This is a genomic window from Brevibacterium casei CIP 102111, from assembly GCF_900169275.1.
GTDB classification, from domain to species: domain Bacteria; phylum Actinomycetota; class Actinomycetes; order Actinomycetales; family Brevibacteriaceae; genus Brevibacterium; species Brevibacterium casei.
Window position 1 is genome coordinate 360,884 of sequence record NZ_FXZC01000004.1, and the last position, 17,634, is coordinate 378,517.

The following is a 17,634-nucleotide window of genomic DNA, read 5'->3' on the forward strand; positions in this document are numbered from 1 at the left end:
GGTGCGGGGACCGGACGGCCCAGCCGCCCAACCGCCGACGCCAACTGCTGGCACCCGATCGTCCATTGAAGCCGCTGTCACCGGACCTCCACTGAGACACCCACAAAGAAAGGGAAGAGCCCATGAAGAGAACGAAGATGTTCACCGTCACCGCGGCCGCGATCGCCGCAGTCCTGGCCCTGAGTTCGTGCGGCGGCAAGCGCGAGAACACCCCGGCCGCCGAAGGCGGTGACGGCTGCACGGCGGCGTCGGGCCAGATCACGATCGCCACCGGCAACTCAACGGGCGTGTACTACGTCCTCGGCGGCGGTCTCGCGCAGCTGATCTCCGACAACACCGAGCTCAAGGCCACCGCCGCCGAGACCGGCGCCTCGGTGCAGAACCTCCAGCAGCTGGCGAAGGGCGACTACGACATCGCGTTCTCGCTCGCCGACACCGCAGCCGATGCCGTCACCGGCAACGCCGACTTCGACAAGCCCGAGGAGATCTCGGCGCTCACGCGCATCTACGACAACTACACACACGTCATCGTCCGCAAGGATGCGAACATCAAGTCCGTCGAGGACTTCAAGGGCAAGACGATCTCGACCGGGTCGCCGAAGTCCGGCACCGAGGTCATCGCCAACCGTCTCATCGAATCCGCGGGCCTCGCCGACGGTGATGTGACGAAGCAGCGGCTCGACCTGGCCAAGACGGTCGACGGGATGAAGGACGGGACGATCGACGGCATGGTGTGGTCGGGCGGTCTGCCCACCGCAGGCGTCACCGACCTCTTCACCTCGAACGGCGGGGACGTCGAGTTCGTCGACATCTCCGGGCTCGAGAGCAAGATGAAGGAGCTCAACCCCGTCTACGAGGTGGCCGAGATCCCCGCCGACACCTACAAGGGCGCGGGCACGGTGAAGACGATCGTCACCCCGAACGTCCTCATGGTCCGCAACGACATGGATGAGGGCACGCAGTGCGCGCTGACGAAGCTCATCTATGACAAGAAGGCCGACCTCGAGAAGGTCCATGCGGCCGCGAAGGACATCACACTCGACACCGCGGTGCCGCCGGAGCCGATCACACTCGCCCCCGGCTCGCAGAAGGCCCTCGACGAGCTGCAGAAGTGAGGGACTGAGTTCACCCGACGCTGGCAGCGCCCCCGGCCCCTCAGCCTCGGCGGGGGCCGACCGTCGGCTCGGGAAGGTACACCTGGGCCCCGCGCTCGAGGAACTCCCGGCTCTTGGCCTGCATGCCCGCGATCGCGGCCTGCGCCTCGGCGCTTCCGTAGGTGTCGCGGATGTCCTGGGAGATGCGCATCGAGCAGAACTTCGGCCCGCACATCGAGCAGAAGTGCGCGGTCTTCGCCGGTTCGGCGGGCAGGGTCTCGTCGTGGAATGCCTCCGCTGTCTCCGGGTCGAGGCCGAGGGCGAACTGATCGCGCCAGCGGAACTCGAACCGCGCCTTCGACAGTGCGTCGTCACGGGCGCTCGCCCCGGGATGTCCCTTCGCGACGTCGGCGGCGTGCGCGGCGATCTTGTACGTGATGACGCCCGTCTTGACGTCCTCGAGGTCGGGCAGGCCCAGGTGCTCCTTCGGGGTGACGTAGCAGAGCATCGCGGTGCCGTAGCGGGCGATCTCCGTGGCCCCGATCGCCGAGGTGATGTGGTCGTAGCCGGGAGCGATGTCCGTGACCAGCGGACCCAAGGTGTAGAAGGGCGCGCCGTCGCAGAGCTCCTGTTGCCTCTCGACGTTCTCCCGCACGAGGTGGAGCGGAATGTGGCCGGGGCCTTCGACCATGACCTGGACGTCGTGGGCCCACGCGCGCTTCGTCAGCTCGGCGAGGGTGTCGAGTTCGGCGAACTGCGCGGCGTCGTTGGCGTCGGCGATCGATCCGGGACGCAGCCCGTCGCCGAGGGAGAAGGCGAGGTCGTACTGGGCGAAGATCTCGCAGAGCTCGTCGAAGTGGGTGTAGAGGAAGTTCTCCTCGTGGTGGGCCAGACACCAGCCGGCCATGATCGAGCCCCCGCGAGAGACCATGCCGGTGACCCGGTCCGCGGTGAGCGGGACGTAGCGGAGCAGTACGCCCGCGTGCACGGTCATGTAGTCGACGCCCTGCTCGCACTGTTCGATGACGGTGTCGCGGTAGATCTCCCAGGTGAGCGCCTCGGCGTCACCGTCGACCTTCTCAAGCGCCTGGTAGATGGGGACGGTGCCGATGGGTATCGGGGAGTTGCGGATGATCCATTCGCGGGTGGTGTGGATGTCGTTGCCCGTCGAGAGGTCCATGAGGGTGTCGGCACCCCACTTCGCGGCCCACTGGAGCTTCTCCACCTCCTCGGCGATCGAGCTCGTCACCGCGGAATTGCCGATGTTCGCGTTGATCTTGACGAGGAACGCCTTGCCGATGATCATCGGTTCGGACTCGGGATGGTTGATGTTCGACGGGATGATCGCCCGGCCTGCGGCGACCTCGGAGCGCACGAGTTCGACGTCGCACTGCTCGCGGATCGCGACGTAGCGCATCTCCGGGGTGATGATGCCCTTCCTGGCGTAGTGCATCTGCGTGACGGTGCGTCCGTTCTTCGCTCGCCGAGGTGACCGTTCCGGACCCTGCCACTGCTGAGAGGGCGCCCCGCGGCGGACGGCGGCTCGGCCGTCGTCTTCGATGAGGTGTCCGCGCGCCTCGTAGGTCTCCGTGTCGTCGCGGTCGGCGATCCAGGGCGCGCGGTGCGGCGGAAGCCCGTGTTCGGGAACGGCGCCGGGGCCGACGGTGCGGTAGACGTGGACGGGTTCGTTGGGGCGGCCGTTCGTGTCCTCGAGGTCGATGCGGGTGACCGGGACGCGGATGCCGTGCTCGCTGTCCTCGACCCAGGCGAGCGAATGCGAGGGGTACTGCTCGAGGGAGAAGTCCTCGGCGGGCGTGTTGTTTTCGGGTGTGTCAGGGGTAGGCGCAGTCATCTGCGATCCTCTCTTCCTCCGCCGGTATCAACCGGATCAGGTTCAACGGTCTCGAGCGGCCCTAGCCCGATCTCAGCCTCCTGCCGGAGGCCCCCGTGGGGTCACACAACGACTATCACAGTGTGCGCGTCGCCACAAAACAGCGCGTCTCGTCGACCGCCCGTCGACCGTTCGGCGACCACCTCGTCGACCGCTGAACGTCCTCGATCCACGCGTACCCGGTCGCGCTCGATCAACGCGGCGGGAGAAAATCGATGCTCCCGCGAAGTCGGTCGCTCTCGATCAACGCGCAGCCGGAATTCCGCGTCTTGGGCGACGCGGAATTCGGGCCCCGCGTGGATCGGGGCTGGAGGTGTCGGCTGCGCGTGGATCGGCGTGCGGAGTGCCGGCGCCGGCCCCTACGCCCCCTGGAGGAAGGCCTTCGCGGCGGCACCGAGGGCGACGACGTCGCTGATCGCGCACATCTCCCGCGCCGAGTGCATCGAATAGAGCGCCGGTCCCACGTCGACGGTCGTCATCCCCATCCGCGTCGCCGTCAGCGGTCCGATCGTCGACCCGCACGGCACGGCGTTGTTCGACACGAAGTCCTGGTATTCGACCCCGGCCGCAGCGCACGCCTGCGCCCACACCGCGGTGCCCACGGCGTCGGTTGCATACCGCTGCTGGGCATTGTGCTTGAGCAGGGGTCCGCCGCCGAGGCGGGGCCGCACCTGCGGGTCGTGCCGCTCCTGATAGTTCGGGTGGACGGCATGACCGGCGTCCGAGGACACGCACACCGACCCGGCCAGCGCGGCGAGGTGGTCGCTGCGCGTCGCGTCGGGGTAGAGGGAGGCGACGATGCGCTCGGCGACGTCGGCGAGGAACGGTCCGCTCGCCCCGGACCGAGAGTTCGACCCGATCTCCTCGTGGTCGAACCCGGCGAAGAGGGCGAGGTGGTCGAGCGCCTCGGCGTCGAGCCCGACCATCGCGGTGACCCCGGCGTGGACGGAGAGGAGGTTGTCCAGCCTCGGCGAGGCGAAGAACTCGTCTGCGGCACCGAAGAGCGCAGGCTCCTGGACGGGGATCGTGTAGACGTCGTGGCCGACGATGAGCTCGGGATCCACCTCGGCGGAGGCGGCGAGGAGCTCGAGGACGTCGGCCTCGGCGAGGTCGGCGAGACCGACGATCGGGGTCGTGTGCCGCTGCTTGTCGAGGGTGAGGCCCTCGTTGACCTGCCGGTCGAGGTGGATGGCCAGCTGCGGGATGCGCGCGATCGCCCCGGTGCGCGCGAGAACGACGGTGCCGTCGGCGAGGCTGAGGCGCCCGGCGAACGCGAGCTCCCGGTCGAGCCACGAGTTGAGCAGCGGCCCGCCGTAGATCTCGACGCCGACCTGGCGCACCCCGGCGGTCGCGAACTCCTCACCGGGCTTGAGCTTGAAGGCGGGGGAGTCGGTGTGCGACCCGAGGACGCGGAACGGCGGGATCACCGAGGTGGTCTCTGTCGGGGTCATCCACGCGATGATCGCACCGTCGCGGACGACGAAGTATCCGCGGCCGGGTTCGAGCGCCCAGGAGTCGCGTTCGTCGAGCCGGTGGAAGCCGGCGGCGCCGAGACGGTCGGCGGCGGCAGCGGTGGCATGATAGGAACTGGGAGAGGCAGAGACGAATTCCGAGAGATCGGCTGCGACCTGCGCGTTTGCTGTCTGGTCGGTGGGAGGAGTGCTCATTTTCTCAGCCTATCCTTTGCGGTAGCTTTGATCACAGGTGCTTTGATCACAGCTCCGAAGCGGCAGACCCGGGACGACGAATGAGATTGCGAGGGGACTTCGACGTGAACCAATTCGTGGCCGAATGGAACACCTGGCGGGACTCGCGGAACTCGTCGTTGGCGACACCCTTCGGCTGGCTCAGCGTCGTCGGCCTGCACTGGCTCGATGGGGAGTCGACCTGGCCCGACGCCCCTGGAACCTTCACCGTCGACGACGACGGCTGGGTGCGCCTCGCGCTCGACCCGAGCACGAAGGCCGGCCCCGCCGCACAGACCTTGGACCTCCTCTCCCGCCCCGCCGAGGACGGAGCTAACGCCGAGGACGGAGCTACCGCCGGGGAGGCCCCCGCCGACGACTCGCCCCAGGTCAGGGTCGACGACACCGGTTTCAGTGCGAAGCTGCCGACGGGCGGTTCGCTCGGCTGGTTCACCGTCGGGCACGTGCTCTACGAGCTCATCGACCGCGGTGGGCGGATCGGTGTGAGGATCCGCGACGCGAAGTCGCCGCTGCTGAGCAAATTCGTCGAGGTCCCCGTCTACGACCCCAACCGTGAGTTCGTCTTCCTCGGTCGCTTCACCCCCTATGAGCAGCCGCAGGCACAACCGGTCTCCACCGCGCAGGAGGGTCTCGAGCTGACGACGACGGTCGTCGGCGAGGTCACGTTCACCGGCCCCGACGGCGAGGTCACGCTCATCGCCTCCGGGTGCCCGGCGACCGGACTCCAGCTCGACTTCCACGATGCCACGAACGGGAGGACCACCTCGGCGTGGCGGACGCTCGATCTGGGCATCCCCAACGCCGACGGATCGCTCGTCGTCGACTTCAACCGCGCGGTGAACTACCCGTTCGCGTTCTCCGCGTTCGCCACGTGCCCCGCCCCGGTGCCGGGCAACGTCGTGCCCTTCGCCGTCACCGCCGGAGAACGGCGGCCCCCGTTCTTCTACTCGGAGGCCGGCATCAATGTCCCCTTCCTCTTCTACCGCTGGTGGGACGAGGCGAGCGCCGAGGCGACCCGACCGTGGTACGCCCGGTTCGGCCTCGACATGACCGTCCTCAACCCCAACGAGGATGAGATCGACCAGTCGCTCGTCGGCTTCGACGGAGTCGCGATGTCCGGCGGCGACCTCGCCCCGCTCACGCGCAAGGCGCGCTCGCGGCTCGTCAGGGTCGCCACCGATGCGCTCACCTCACGGCTGCCGGTCATCGGGATCGGGGCGTTCGCGGAGTTCGTCATCACCGCCCAACGGGAGCTGCGCGACCAGCAGGGCCACACCGAGGCGACCCCCGAACCGCGCGCGACGACACCCGGTCGGGTGCCGATCGTCATGAACAACGAACTCGACCCGGCCTCGGTGGGACTCGACGTCGTCGGCACCGACGCGACCGGACTCATCTACGCGGAGGCGGACATGACGCTGCCGCTCGAATCGACGTACCGCGAGATCGGCGAATTCGAGGCGGCGCTGGCGGCGAAGGCGCCGATCGGCAGCTGGGAGGAGTTCGACTTCCGCGTCGTCACGATGGTCCGCCGGCACCGCTAGAGGCGCGGCGACCCCGATTCCGGCATCCCTCCGGGCGCTCGGCAAACCCGCGCAGGGTTGCTCAGCGCCCGGAGGGCTGCCGGGACGAGATCTACCAGATCGTCACACGGGCCTCGGGCGCGAGGTACATGGCATCGGACTCGCTCACGCCGAAGGTGTCGTGGAACGCCGTCATGTTCTTCACGACCTGGTTGCACCGGAACTCCTCCGGCGAATGCGGGTCGATGCTCAGCCTGCGGACGCGCTCCTCGGTGCGCATCTTCGTCCGCCACGCCTTCGCCCATGCGGCGAAGAACTCCGCGGCCTCCGCTTCGGTGGGGGTGCGGCCGAGTTCGAGTTCGAGCGCCTTCCACCCGATCGACAGTCCGCCGAGGTCGCCGATGTTCTCTCCCACGGTGAGCGCCCCGTTGACGTGCTGACCGGCCTCGAGACCGGCGGGAACGAGCGCGTCGTACTGGTCGATGAGGGCCTTCGTGCGCTCCTCGAAGCGCTCCCGATCCTCGGCCGTCCACCAGTCGACGAGGTTGCCGTCGCCGTCGTAGCGCGAGCCCTGATCGTCGAAGCCGTGTCCGATCTCGTGGCCGATGACCGCGCCGATCGCCCCGAAGTTCGCCGCCACCGAGCCCTCGGCGTCGAAGAACGGGGGCTGGAGGATCGCGGCGGGGAAGACGATCTCGTTCATCACCGGGTGGTAGTAGGCGTTGACCGTCTGCGGGGTCATCAGCCACTCGGTGCGGTCGATCTCACCGCCGATGCGCGTGATCTGGCGGGCGTGCTCGGCTCGGGCGGCGCGGCGGACGTTGCCGACGAGGTCGTCGGCGGCCATCTCGGCCGGGTACTCGCGCCACTTGACCGGATAGCCGACCTTCGGCGTGAACTTCGAGAGCTTGACGAGCGCCCGCTGCTTCGTCTCCTCACTCATCCAGTCGAGTTCGGTGATCGACTTCTCGTACGCCTTGATGAGCATGTCGACGAGGTGGTCGATCGCGTCCTTCGCGGCAGGCGGGAACTCGGCCTCGACGTAGAGCTTGCCGACCGCCTCGCCGAGGAGGGACTCGACGAGCCCGACCCCGCGCTTCCAGCGGTCCCGCAGCGCCGGAGTGCCCGAGAGCGTGCGGGAGTTGAAGTCGAAGTCCTCTTCGACGATGTCGTCGGTGAGCAGGGACGCCGTCGAGGTGAGCACCGACCACCGCAGCCACACCTTGAGCGTCTCGAGGTCGGTGTCCTCCCAGACCTGGGCCATGCCGGCAACGTACGAGGGCTGGCCGACGACGACGGTCTCGAGTTCGCCGTCGATGTCGGCGGCGACCGCGGCGAACCACGCATCGAAGTCGAACCCGGGGCCGAGCTCGCGCAGCTGCGCGATCGTGTGCTTGTTGTACGTCTTCTCGGCATCACGGGTGGCCACGCGGTCCCAGTGGTGGCGGGCGAGTGCGGTCTCGAACGCCATGACCTTCGCGGCCACCTCGGCGTCGGTGATCCCTGCAGCCTCACCGAGGCCGGCGAATCCGGACATCCTCTGCACGTGCGCGAGGAACTTCTCACGCACCTCGGCGAAGTCGTCGTTGAAGTAGTAGTCCTCGTCGGGCAGGGAGATTCCGGCCTGGACGAGGTAGAGGGCGTAGATGTCGGAGTCCTTGGCGTCGGCGGTGACGTACCCGCCGAGCAGCCCCCCGATGCCCTCGGTCTCCAGCCGCCCGAGGAGGTTCGCGAGCTCCGTCTTCGACTCGGCTGAGTCGATGGCGGCGAACGTCGCCTCGAGCGGGGTGATGCCGAGCTCGTTGATCCGCTCGAGGTCCATGAACGAGGAGAAGAGGTCGGCGACCTTCTGACCCTCGCCGCCGGCCTCCTGCGGGTCGTCGACGACGGAGCGGATGATCGAGCGCACCTTCGTCTCCGCGGTGTCGAAGAGCTCGCGCATGGCTCCGTCGCCGGCGCGGTCGTCGGGGATCGTGAACGCGTCGATCCACCGCCCGTTGATGTGGCGGAAGAGGTCGTCCTGCGGGCGCACCGACTCGAGGGGAGCGATGTCGGCAGAGGCTCCCGCGGACTCGGGATTCACCGGTGACGTCGAGGTGTGAGAAGTCATGGTGCAACAGTATCGTGGACGGTGGCCTTGTCCCTGAGTGAGGAGTGAGAGTATGGCTCTGCCGTCCGTCGTGTTCGTGTGCACCGGCAACATCTGCCGGTCCGTCACCGCCGAACGCGTCCTCGAACGTCACTTGGAGACCATCGGCGCCGAGGCGGTCGTCGACTCCGCCGGCATCAGCGACGAGGAGGAGGGCAACCCCATCGACCCCCGGCAGGCGCGGGTGCTCGCCGCTGCCGGCTACCGCACCGACGACCATGCCGCCCGGCAGATCACCGCCGAATGGCTCGCCGACCGGGACCTCGCCGTCGCGATGACCGCCCGCCACTACCGCGCCCTCGAGCGACTCATCGCCGACCTTCCCGCCGAGGCGCGCCCGGAGCTGCGGATGCTGCGGGAGTTCGACCCCGAGGCGTCGGCCGACCCCCGCCGAGGCGGGACGGCGGATCCGTACGGGAGCGGGGGTCGCCTCGGCGGGGGAGACGATGACGCACCCGCTCCCGACGTCCCCGACCCGTGGTACGGCGGCCGATTGACCGATTTCGAAGAAACCCTTGAGACAATGGAGAGGTCTGTGACCGGCCTCACAGATCACCTGCGCGCCGTCGCAGCGCACCCTCGGTGAGGTCGGGATCTGGGATACTGGAGGGGGCGGGACTCGCCGATGGCGAAGTCCCCTTGCCGTGACAATCGTTGAAGGAGAATCGCAAATGACTCGAACACAGTGGTCCGCTCTCAGGCTCGTGTTCGCCGCCCTCATCGTCGCCGCGCTCAGCGTCGTCGCGGCGGCACCGGCCAGCGCCCATGATCAGCTGATCTCGACGAACCCCGAGAACGGGGCACAGCTCGACAAGCAGCCGGAGTGGCTCGAGATGAAGTTCTCCGGCGAGATCCAGGCCGTGGGCTCCGAGGTCATGGTCAAGGTCGACGGCACCGACGTCTCCGCAGGTGAGCTCACCGCGGAAGGCACGACGCTCTCCGTCGCGCTGCCCGACAACCTCAAGCCCGGCGCGTACACCGTGGTGTGGCGCGTCGTCTCCTCCGACGGCCACCCGATCTCCGGCGACTTCGCCTTCACCATCGGCGACGCCGAGGGCGCCGGCGGTTCGGTCGAGCAGTCCACGAAGGCCGGTCTCGGCGGAGCCGTCGTCGACGAACCCGGCAAGAACACCGAAGAGCGCGGTCAGATCGGCGAATCGACCGGCAGCGACACCGGCATGTCGATGCCGATGATCATCCTCCTCGGCGTCGGAGCGCTCGCCATCATCGTCATCGTCGTCCTCCTCATGCGCCGCAAGGCCCAGGGCCTGCCCGGGACCAAGGACGAGGGCAAGGGCGGCACGAACAGCTGAGACTCGTCACCGCGGGTCGCATCCCGCGCTGAGCCTCGACTCAGCACAGCAGGTCCCCGGACGGAGGCGTCCGGGGACCTGCTCTATTCATGGGTGGCGGCCGGTCGCATTCACGGGTGGTGGGGTGGAGATCGGTCGGCGGTGGGGCTCGGCTCTCGATCCACGCGGGGCTCGAATATCGACGCTCCGGCGAATCCCGGTTCTCTCGTTCCACGCGGGGCCGGAAATCCGCGTCGCCCGCGGCGCGGATTTCGAGTGTCGCGTGGATCGGGGGTTGCGAGCGCTGATCGGGGGTTGCGAGCGTGGCTCGATGAGCTCGCCGTTGGCGGTTGGCGGCCAGGCTCAGGTGTCGGGCCAGGTCGAGGCGCGGGCCACCCGTGCCCCGGTCGCGGAGTCGCTTGTCGCGCTCGCGGTCTCGGTCGTGTGCTTCGCCGAGGCGGTCGCCGCCTCGAGGATGTCCCGGATCGGTGCGCTCGCCCATGCGGCCATCGCCACCTGCTGGGCGACCTTGTCATCCCAGGTCAGCGGCGGGGAGATCTGCCGGGCCGCCTCGGCGCCGTGGAGGAGCGCGATGATCGTGCCCGTGCGGACGTCGACCGACTCACCGCCGTCGAGGACGGCGCCGATCTCCGCGCGCAGCCGTTCCTCGGGTGCCGGGTCGAGCACCTGCCACGACGAGGTGGGGAAGAGTCCGAGGAAGCGGGAACTGCGGTGGTGGAGAACGCCGTGGTTGCCGAGCCGGACGAGGAGGACGTCGTCGAGGCGGGGGAGGAGGATCGGCAGCGCCGACGACAGCGGTCGCTCCTTCTGCCCGAGGAGCGCGATCGCGTTGACGAACATCGGATCGGTCGGGCGCGGCACCTCGGCGGGACGGACGAACGGCGAGGCCGGGTCGGAGCCGGGGAGGATGTCGATGAACCCCGCCTCGGCGAGGTCGACGAGGAGTGCCCCGGTGAGTGCGGACTCGAGTCCGGGGGTGATCTCGGGGATCTTCCCGGATTCGGGCAGGAGCAGGAGCATGAGGTCCTCGCTGATGAGGAGGTCGCGGCGATCGGGGCCTGCGGTCATGGTCGGGTCCTTCCTCGGGGCGGGCAACCATTCGAACGGATGGTGCGGTGACCTGTGCCACGCAGTCTAGCCGCCAGGGCGCGACAGGTCAGCCGGCCGCGATGACGGCATCCGATCAAATAGCCCCTATCACTTGTTTACATCGTAAGGTAATGTTCGATCGGCAGGGTGTGTTGCTGCTCGTCCGTGCGCTGCCGCAAGTACGTGCATTGCCGCTTCTGCATGCGGGGACGACGGCCTGAGCACTGAGAAGACTGTGAGCGCCGAGGAGACGGGACCGGCCGTTCTCAGCGTTCCGACCATGACGATTCGACGGAGGTGACAGGGTGACAGCGGAGAGGATCAGAGCGATCTCCCTTCCCGCCGATCACCCCTACGTTCTCGCGATCACGGACCCGACGGCGGTCGAGATCCTGCCCGCGCCGGGTGACGGATCCTCCGGTGCCGACGCCGTCGTCGAACAGTTCCTCATCGAGGCGTGGGACGAGGACCAGGCAGCGGACGCCGATCTCGTCCACGTTCACTTCGGCTTCGAACTCGTTCCTCTGTCCGCACTCGAGCGATTCGTCGCAGCCCTCGACAGGCTCGGACTGCCGCTCGTCCTCACGGTCCACGACCTCGAGAATCCGCAGCTGCCCGAGCATGCCCAGGACGACTTCGCTCGCCGACTCGAGGTCCTCCTCCGGCATGCCGTCCGTGTCATCACCCTCACCGAGGGCGCACGTGCGGAGATCATCCGGCGGTGGTCACGCGAGGTGTCCGTTGTGCCGCACCCGCCGCTGGGCTCCGACGTCGCCGAGGCTGTGGTGGCGAGCACTCAACCGCCCGGCGCGCCCGTCGCGAACCGTCCGTCGTCGCCCGGCGCGCCCGTCGCGGCGCGGCAACCGTTCGCCGCACGGCGACCGTTCACCGCGCGGCGACCGTACACTGCCGGAATCCTCCTCAAGGATGCCCGCCCGTCGCTTGATCTCGCGGCGATCGCCGCCCTCGCCCGGGCCCTCGGGACCGATCCTCTCCGCAATGATGACTGGCGGCTCACCGTGATCCGGCGACCGACCGTGCGCGCCGGTCGGGAATCCGAGGTCGCCGAGCTCAAGCGCCTGCTCGACCGGTCCGAATCCGCCGACGTCGAGGTCTGGGCGTCGATGTCGGATCGCGAACTCGAGGACTGGCTCGCCCGTCTCGATGTCCTCGTCCTGCCCTACCGGCACGGAACTCACTCAGGGCTGCTCGATCTGGCCAACGACCTCGGCACGCGGGTCCTCTACGCCGAGGTCGGCCATCTCGCCGATCAGCGGCCCGGGACGAACCTCGGCGTGGACTTCCATGATGCCGACTCGCTGCGCGCTGGCCTGCACGCGATCGCCGAGGCGCCGCCGCTGCCACCCCGCTCCCGTGAGGACGGACTCCGCCTGCTCGCCGAGGTCCGTGACGCGCACACACGGCTCTACCGGTCGGTCGCGGCGAGACGGGCGAAGACGCCAGCCGCGGCTCCGGCAGTGACGCCGCCAACTGCGACACCGCCAGCCACTGCGGCAACTGCAACGACACCGGCAACGCCCTCACCCGCTGACACGGCAGGTGCCCGGTGAACCGGCCGCTGCGCATCCTCGTCATCGCCGACTACCGCTACCCGTTGCGCGAACCGCTGCGCGGCGGGCTCGAGACGCACGAGTGGAACCTCGTGCGGGAGCTGCGGCGGCGCGGCCACGACGTCACCCTCGCAGCGAAGGAGGGCTCCGACTTCCTCGAGAACTCGCCGCCGGCCCTCGTCTACCCCGAGCTGCCATGGCCGCTGAGCGCTCCCCGATCGGATGCGCACCTGCCCGACGAGGTCGCCGCTCACCAGGCCGCGTGCCTCCACACCGTCATGGACCACCTCGCGGTCGAAGGGCGAGGGTTCGACGTCGTCCACAACCACGCCGTGAGCACCGTCCCCCTCACCCGAGCGGCCGAGATCCCGGTGCCGCTGTTCACAACCCTCCACACCCCGCCGCGGATGGACCTCGTCGACGTCATCGACTCCGCCGGAGCGGAGCGGGTCTTCACCGTCTCCCGGTACGCCCAGTCCTCGTGGGCGAACGCCGGAGTCGCCACCGACGTCGTCACCAACGGTGCGGACGCGACCGTCTGGCCGCTGGGCGCGGGCGGTCCCGGCCTGTGCTGGTTCGGGCGGATCGTGCCCGAGAAGTACCCGCACCTCGCTGTCGACGTCGCCACCCGCATCGGGGTGCCGCTGCGGATCATCGGTCCGATCGGCGACCCCGACTACTTCGACGCCTACGTCGCCCCCGCGATCGCGCGCTCCCATGGACTCGTCGACTACCTCGGGTGCCTCAGCCAGCGGGAGACCGCCGAGGTCGTCGGCGCCTCCGCTGCCACCGTCGTCACCCCGATGTGGAACGAGCCGTTCGGCCAGGTCGTCATCGAATCCCTGTTCTGCGGCACCCCCGTCGTCGCACTCGAGCGTGGTGCCTTCGCCGACCTCTACTCCGACGTCGACGGCGTCACCCTCGTCCCCGCGGCCCGCGCCGACGACGAGGTCCTCGACGACCTCGCCGAGGCGACCCGCCGTGTGCTCACCGCGAGCAGTTCCGGCGCGGTCGGCACCGCTCGCGCGAGGATCCGAGACCACGCCGTGTCCCGGTTCAGCGTCGGGGCGTGCGCCGAGGTCCTCCTCGACCGGTTCACCGCCGCCGTGGCCGCGCGCACCCCTGACCTCGGAACCGTCGGGCCCGATCGCGAGGGCTCCCGCCTCGGCGCCTCCCGGCTGGCGCGGACCGGAGGCGCCGGGTGATCGGCTGGTACGTCCACCACCACGGGCACGGGCATCTGCGGCGGATGACCGCGGTCGTCCCCCACCTCGACGACGACGTCGTCGTCTTCTCGAGCCTGCCCCGGCCGCAGCGGCTGCCGCGCTCGCGCACGAGTGACGTGGAGTGGATCGAGCTCGAGGCGGACACGCCCCCGCACGGGGAGCCCGCCGACCCGACCGCCGGTGGGCACCTCCATTGGGTGCCGACGAACGCTCCCGGTCACCGGCGAAGGATGGTCAGGATCGCCGAGGCGGCACCGCGTCTCTCGGGCATGGTCGTCGACGTCTCGGCTGAGGTCGTCCTCCTCTCCCGTCTCCTCGGCGTGCCGGTGACGGTCATCGCGCAGGCTGGAGAGCGCACCGACGCCGCGCACCGGCAGGCCTACGCGCTCGCCGACGCACTCCTCGTCCCCCTGCCGGCACCGCAGGCCGCCGATGACGCGGTCTATGCCCGGGCTCTGCCGCACACGGTCAGGCATGCGGCGAAGACGACGTTCGTCGGCGGGATCTCCGCATCCGCGCCCACCGACGACAGCACCGAAGCGGCCGGCGGCAGCACCGCTCCGACCGATGACAGCACCACTCCGACCGATGGCAGCGCCGAGGCGGGTGAAGGTCGACGCTTCCTCCTCCTCGGATCGCGCGGCGGAACGAGCCTCGGAGCCTCGACGTTCGAGCGGCTGCGGGAGAGGAGTCGCCATGACTGGAGCGCGATCGGACTCGATGTGCAGTCGTGGACCTCTGACGTCCATGCCGCGCTGAGGTCCTCGGCGCTCGTGCTCAGCAATGCCGGTCTCGGTGCGATCGCTGACATCATGGCCGCGCGCAGCCCCGCGATCTTCGTCCCTCAGACCAGGCCCTTCGACGAGCAGGTCGCCAACGGCCTCCTCCTGCAGGCGCTCGGGTTCCCCGTGCGCGACCGACTCGAGATCGGGGAGCCTTTCGACGCGGAGGTCGACGCCGTCTCCCGGTGTGACTTCCCATGGGAGGCCTGGCAGACCGAGGGGGCACCCGGCCGGGCCGCCGACGTCATCCATCGGGTGTGCGCGAGTTCCGGAGGTCTGACCCATGTCGTCTGAGCGGACCGTGGTCATCAGCCTCGCCTCACCCGACCGCTTCGACCGGATCCGGAGTCAGCACGCGGAACTCCGGCGCCTCCACCCCGACCGCATCGACGACGGCAGTCTCCGCCATGTCGTGTGCCTGCTCTCCCCCGGAGCCTCCGCGGAATCCGTCCTCGCCGATCATGCAGGCGCGCTGCCGGCGACGATCGACACCACCGCCGCCGACGCGACGGGCGGGAAGGTCAGACTCGGAGCGGCACGGAACGCCGGAGCCGCCGCCGCAGTCGAGCTCGGCGCCACGCTGCTCGTCTTCCTCGACGCCGACTGCCTGCCGGCAGAGCGCCTCCTCGAACGCTACGAGGAAGCTGCCGGGACTGTCGAGCGCGCTGCGGCCGGGCGCGACGGCACTGCGACCCGTCGGCTCCTCCTCGGGCCGGTCACCTACCTCACGGAGGAGGAGACGGAAGGGCTGGCCGCCTCGGCGCCGGTCATCCCACACCCTCACCCCGCTCGACCCGATCCGAACGATGGCGAGGTCGTCGACGTCGACCCGGACGCGACGGCAGACGGACCGGGCGCTCCCGATCCGTTCGCCCTCTTCTGGTCGCTGTCGTTCGCGTGCCGTCCCGAGGTCTTCGCCCGGATCGGCGGATTCGACGAGACCTACGCCGGATACGGGGGCGAGGACACCGACTTCGCGTTCGCTGCCAGGAGGGCCGGGGTGGGACTGCGCTGGGTCGGCGGCGCGCACGCCTTCCACCGGTACCACCCGGTGAGCTCCCCACCCGTCGAACACGTCGCCGACATCGTCGCCAATGCGCGGATCTTCTTCGACCGGTGGAGGATATGGCCGATGGAGGGGTGGCTGCACGCCTTCCGCGACCTCGGCCTCGTCACCTTCGATGCCCGTTCCGGATGGCGTCTGACGGCAGAGGGCTGAGCACACTCCATCGCAGGGCCTCGACCTCGATCAGCTCTCGGGCGGGCGATCCTCCCCGTGGGCGAGGGCGATCGCGTCCTGTCGCCGGCTCACCCCGAGCTTCGCGAAGAGGGCGTTGATGTGGGACTTCACAGTCGAGACGCCGAGGAAGAGGCGCTCGGCGATCTCGGGGTTCGATGCGCCTTCGGCCATGAGGTTGAGGACCTCGGCCTCCCTCGCGGTGAGCTCGGGGAACCGGTCGCGCACCGAGGCCGGGCGCGCCTCCGGGAGGCCGGCGACGACCCGTCCGGCGATGCGGGTGTCCAACGGAGTGCCGCCCACGGCCGTCGCACGGATGGCGGCGACCATCTCCTCACGACCGGCGTCCTTCGTCAGATAGCCTGCGGCACCGGCCCGCAGCGCCGAGTCGATGCTCGCGTCGTCGGCGAAGGTTGTGAGCACGAGGACTCGGATGTCGGGACGGCTCTGCGTCAACTGTGCGGTCGCCTCGGCCCCGCTGAGGCCGGGCATGCGCAGGTCCATGAGGACGACGTCCGGCTCGAGTTCCGCGGCGAGGGCGATGGCCTCGGTTCCGTTGCGGGCTTCGCCGATGACCTCGATGCCGTCGGTGAGGGAGAGGACGACGACGATGCCGTCGCGGACGAGGGCCTGGTCGTCGGCGACGAGCACCGTGATGCTCATCGGTCGGCCCTCGATGGTGTGACGGGTGAGGTCGTGGAGTGATCCGCATCGGTCGGGGGCACCACCGGCACCCATGCCTCGGCGACGAAGGTTCGCCCGCCGACGAGGCGCCCCTCCGCGCCGCCGCCGAGAGCCTCGCAGCGTTCGCGCATGCCGAGCAGTCCGAACCCGCCGGTGCCTGTTCCCGCCGCGGGAGTGGAGGAGCGTGACATCGCCTCACGCATCTCCGAAGTGTCCCCGACGAGGTTGCGGGCGCTGATGCGCACGATGGGAACGGGAGGCACCTCGGCGCCGGCAGGGCCGGGTCCGTGGCCCGCGCCCGAATCGAGAGAGGCGTCCGCGAACCTCATCTCGAGGGTCACCGCCTGCCCGGGCGCATGGCGGCGGACATTGGTGAGCATCTCCTGGACGGCGCGGAGCAGGGCCTCGACCCCTTCCGGGCTGAGCCGGGCGAGCACCGCCTGCGGTCGGTTCGGAAGGATCGTGAGCACGTCGGCGCCGCTGTCACGATGAGCGCGCAGCAGCTCGGCGACGCCGTCGAGCAGGTCCTGGCGCGGCTGCTCCCTCAGGGCTGCCACCGCCCGGCGGGATTCGGCGAGACCGTCGGCGGCGAGCCCTCGCGCCCGGTCGATGCGGGCGTCGAGTCCCTCCCAGCGGCGGGCCTGGGCGAGCGCGGCGGCCGCGTCGAGCTGGAGCGTCAGCGCCCCCAGGGAGTGCGCGAGCACGTCGTGGAGGTCGCGGGCGATGCGGGCACGTTCGGCGAGCGCCGCGGTCGTCGCCCGCTCGCGCTGGGAGATCAGCTGCTCTTCGAGGAGCGCGCGTTCCTGGGTCTCGGCGAGGAGGCGGCCGGCCCGGAGTCGGGTGAGCAGTCCCACGCCGGCGCCGACGAGCAGGTAGATGATGAGGAGTTCGGTCGGGGCGCCGACGGCGATCGCCGCTGCGAGAAGGGCGCAGGCATCGGCGACGATGGTGAGCGTGACGACGAGGACCGAGCGGTCGGAGCGGCGGACCAGTCGGGCGAGGCCGGCGACGGCGAGCGGGATCATCGTCGACCCCGGGGCGAAGGCGAGGGCGCACGCGATGATCTGGGAGACGACGAGCAGCACCGTGCCCACCGCGTGCTGTCCGGGTGAGGCCCGGCGGTAGTCGTTCGTCGTCGCCCCGAGCATCATCTCCGCGACCCAGAGCGCCACTGCCGCCAGCGCCACTGCTCGCAGTTCGGGTACGGACACCTCCCATGCGAAGAGTGTGAAGAACCCGCCGAAGACGACGCCGAGGATGAGGGTGAGGACATCCGCGGGTCGCCATCGACTGCTCAGATTCCCGCGTTCGTCGGTGCGGCGGGACGGATCCGGCCTCATGGCCGCGATCCTACCCCACCACCGAACGG

The 17,634-nt window shown here is 69.6% G+C and carries 14 protein-coding genes and 1 riboswitch; of the genes, 8 read left to right on the forward strand and 6 right to left on the reverse strand.

Features of this window, described 5'->3' with window-relative positions; all coding sequences use genetic code 11:
- The first annotated feature begins 122 nt into the window (after positions 1 to 122).
- Positions 123 to 1,115, forward strand: coding sequence for a TAXI family TRAP transporter solute-binding subunit (locus tag BC102111_RS11490; protein ID WP_009377359.1), 993 nt, complete (start codon positions 123 to 125; stop codon positions 1,113 to 1,115).
- Between the two features lie 40 nt (positions 1,116 to 1,155).
- Here BC102111_RS11490 and thiC read toward each other — a convergent pair whose 3' ends face one another.
- Together thiC and BC102111_RS11500 are read right to left on the reverse strand one after the other, a co-directional pair.
- On the reverse strand, positions 1,156 to 2,946 hold the full coding sequence (thiC, locus tag BC102111_RS11495) for a phosphomethylpyrimidine synthase ThiC (protein WP_101624389.1): 1,791 nt from the start codon (positions 2,944 to 2,946) through the stop codon (positions 1,156 to 1,158).
- Positions 2,943 to 3,053, reverse strand: a riboswitch (TPP riboswitch). It overlaps the preceding gene by 4 nt.
- A gap of 291 nt (positions 3,054 to 3,344) precedes the next feature.
- Entirely contained in the window at positions 3,345 to 4,652 is a 1,308-nt protein-coding gene (locus tag BC102111_RS11500; RefSeq protein WP_101624390.1) for a M18 family aminopeptidase, read from the reverse strand.
- 104 nt (positions 4,653 to 4,756) lie between these two features.
- On the opposite strand from BC102111_RS11500, the gene BC102111_RS11505 reads away from it, so the two are divergent.
- Entirely contained in the window at positions 4,757 to 6,235 is a 1,479-nt protein-coding gene (locus BC102111_RS11505) for a DUF1684 domain-containing protein (protein ID WP_232252550.1), read from the forward strand.
- A gap of 91 nt (positions 6,236 to 6,326) precedes the next feature.
- Here BC102111_RS11505 and BC102111_RS11510 read toward each other — a convergent pair whose 3' ends face one another.
- The gene (locus BC102111_RS11510; RefSeq protein WP_180960628.1) at positions 6,327 to 8,324 is read right to left on the reverse strand and encodes a M13 family metallopeptidase; all 1,998 of its coding nucleotides are present in this window, start codon (positions 8,322 to 8,324) and stop codon (positions 6,327 to 6,329) included.
- A 52-nt stretch (positions 8,325 to 8,376) separates the two neighbouring features.
- Here BC102111_RS11510 and BC102111_RS11515 point away from each other — a divergent pair, with 52 nt between their 5' ends.
- Both BC102111_RS11515 and BC102111_RS11520 read left to right on the forward strand, forming a co-directional pair.
- Positions 8,377 to 8,949: a low molecular weight protein-tyrosine-phosphatase gene (locus BC102111_RS11515; protein WP_101624393.1), complete on the forward strand. Its 573-nt coding sequence runs from the start codon at positions 8,377 to 8,379 to the stop codon at positions 8,947 to 8,949.
- Between the two features lie 85 nt (positions 8,950 to 9,034).
- Positions 9,035 to 9,676, forward strand: a complete 642-nt coding sequence (locus BC102111_RS11520; protein ID WP_009377337.1) for a copper resistance CopC family protein — start codon at positions 9,035 to 9,037, stop codon at positions 9,674 to 9,676.
- Positions 9,677 to 10,018: 342 nt separating this feature from the next.
- Here the strand turns inward: BC102111_RS11520 and BC102111_RS11525 are convergent, their stop codons facing one another.
- Positions 10,019 to 10,744 (reverse strand): GOLPH3/VPS74 family protein, encoded by a 726-nt coding sequence (locus BC102111_RS11525; protein WP_101624394.1) that lies wholly within the window; start codon positions 10,742 to 10,744, stop codon positions 10,019 to 10,021.
- A 326-nt stretch (positions 10,745 to 11,070) separates the two neighbouring features.
- Between BC102111_RS11525 and BC102111_RS11530 the strand changes: the two genes are divergently transcribed.
- From BC102111_RS11530 to BC102111_RS11545, 4 genes are read left to right on the forward strand one after another with little or no spacing between them, the layout of a single operon-like run.
- Entirely contained in the window at positions 11,071 to 12,336 is a 1,266-nt protein-coding gene (locus BC102111_RS11530; protein ID WP_063250399.1) for a glycosyltransferase, read from the forward strand.
- Positions 12,333 to 13,541, forward strand: a complete 1,209-nt coding sequence (locus tag BC102111_RS11535) for a glycosyltransferase (protein ID WP_063250400.1) — start codon at positions 12,333 to 12,335, stop codon at positions 13,539 to 13,541. The genes BC102111_RS11530 and BC102111_RS11535 overlap by 4 nt, the downstream gene beginning before the upstream one ends.
- Positions 13,538 to 14,638, forward strand: coding sequence for a glycosyltransferase (locus BC102111_RS11540; protein ID WP_063250401.1), 1,101 nt, complete (start codon positions 13,538 to 13,540; stop codon positions 14,636 to 14,638). The genes BC102111_RS11535 and BC102111_RS11540 overlap by 4 nt, the downstream gene beginning before the upstream one ends.
- Positions 14,628 to 15,563: a galactosyltransferase-related protein gene (locus BC102111_RS11545; protein WP_095375105.1), complete on the forward strand. Its 936-nt coding sequence runs from the start codon at positions 14,628 to 14,630 to the stop codon at positions 15,561 to 15,563. The genes BC102111_RS11540 and BC102111_RS11545 overlap by 11 nt, the downstream gene beginning before the upstream one ends.
- A 30-nt stretch (positions 15,564 to 15,593) precedes the next feature.
- Here BC102111_RS11545 and BC102111_RS11550 read toward each other — a convergent pair whose 3' ends face one another.
- Positions 15,594 to 16,244 (reverse strand): response regulator, encoded by a 651-nt coding sequence (locus BC102111_RS11550; RefSeq protein WP_063250403.1) that lies wholly within the window; start codon positions 16,242 to 16,244, stop codon positions 15,594 to 15,596.
- Positions 16,241 to 17,605, reverse strand: a complete 1,365-nt coding sequence (locus BC102111_RS11555) for a sensor histidine kinase (RefSeq protein ID WP_180960629.1) — start codon at positions 17,603 to 17,605, stop codon at positions 16,241 to 16,243. Before BC102111_RS11555 ends, BC102111_RS11550 begins: the two co-directional genes overlap by 4 nt.
- Between the last annotated feature and the right edge of the window lie 29 nt (positions 17,606 to 17,634).